This is a genomic window from Alcanivorax sp. HI0044 (genome assembly GCF_001634945.1).
Window position 1 is genome coordinate 1 of the sequence record NZ_LWEZ01001622.1, and the last position, 912, is coordinate 912.

A 912-nucleotide genomic window follows, 5' to 3' on the forward strand; every position below is an offset into this window, starting at 1 on the left:
CTTTCTGCGCGGCGCCTTCCAGCCCGGGCAAGGCCAATACGTGCCCAACCGCCAGGCCTGAGCGCCCCATGTCCCTCCACCGACGCCACCGGCTCCACGGCCTCTACGCGATCACCGACCCGGCACTGACCCCGGACGAGCGCCTGCTGCCTGCCGCCGAAGCCGCCCTGCGCGGCGGCGCCCGACTGCTGCAATACCGGGACAAGACCGCCAGCCCGGCCCAGCGCGAATACCGGGCCGCCCAGCTACGCGCCCTGTGCCACCAATACAGTGCCCTGTTTATTGTCAATGATGATCCGGCTCTTGCCGCCCGCGTGGACGCCGATGGAGTGCACATCGGCCAGAGCGACGGCGGCATCAAAGCCGCCCGCGAGCAGCTGGGAGGTTCACGGATTATCGGCGTCACCTGCCACGGCGATCTGGCATTGGCCGGCCAAGCCGCCGAAGCCGGCGCAGATTACCTGGCCATGGGTCGCTTCTTCACCTCGCAGACCAAACCCCAGGCGCCGCCGGCCTCACTGGCGGTGCTACGCCAGGCCTGCCAGCAGTTTCATCAACCCGTGGTAGCCATCGGCGGAGTGAATCCGGATAATGCGCCGCAACTGATCGACGCTGGCGCCGTGTCTGTGGCGGTCATTCATGCCCTGTTCGGGCACGCCGACACGGCCTCCATCGAAGCAGCAGCACGCCGCTTCAGCGCCTGTTTCCCGGCCTCCGCCGGACAGGCCATCCCAGAATAGATTCAACAGAGGACACACCATGAGCCGCAAGCACTCTGAACAGCTTTTCCGTCAGGCCCAGAAACACATTCCCGGCGGCGTGAATTCCCCGGTGCGGGCGTTCAAAAGCGTCGGCGGCACACCGGTGTTCTTCCATTCCGCCCGTGGCGCCTACCTGTTCGACGAAGACGAC

At 66.4% G+C, this 912-nt stretch carries 1 protein-coding gene and 1 pseudogene; both read left to right on the top strand.

Annotation, left to right across the window (positions count from 1 at the left end; genetic code table 11):
- The first annotated feature begins 68 nt into the window (after positions 1-68).
- Complete coding sequence (gene thiE / locus A3730_RS24415) at positions 69-740, top strand: thiamine phosphate synthase (protein WP_063519266.1); 672 nt, start codon at positions 69-71, stop codon at positions 738-740.
- Between the two features lie 19 nt (positions 741-759).
- Positions 760-912, top strand: a pseudogene (locus A3730_RS30640) (aspartate aminotransferase family protein); the annotation flags it as partial.

Bases quoted from the DNA above. Each gene is read 5' to 3' on its own strand.
- thiE (WP_063519266.1), top strand. From the start codon at position 69: ATGTCCCTCCACCGACGCCACCGGCTCCACGGCCTCTACGCGATCACC.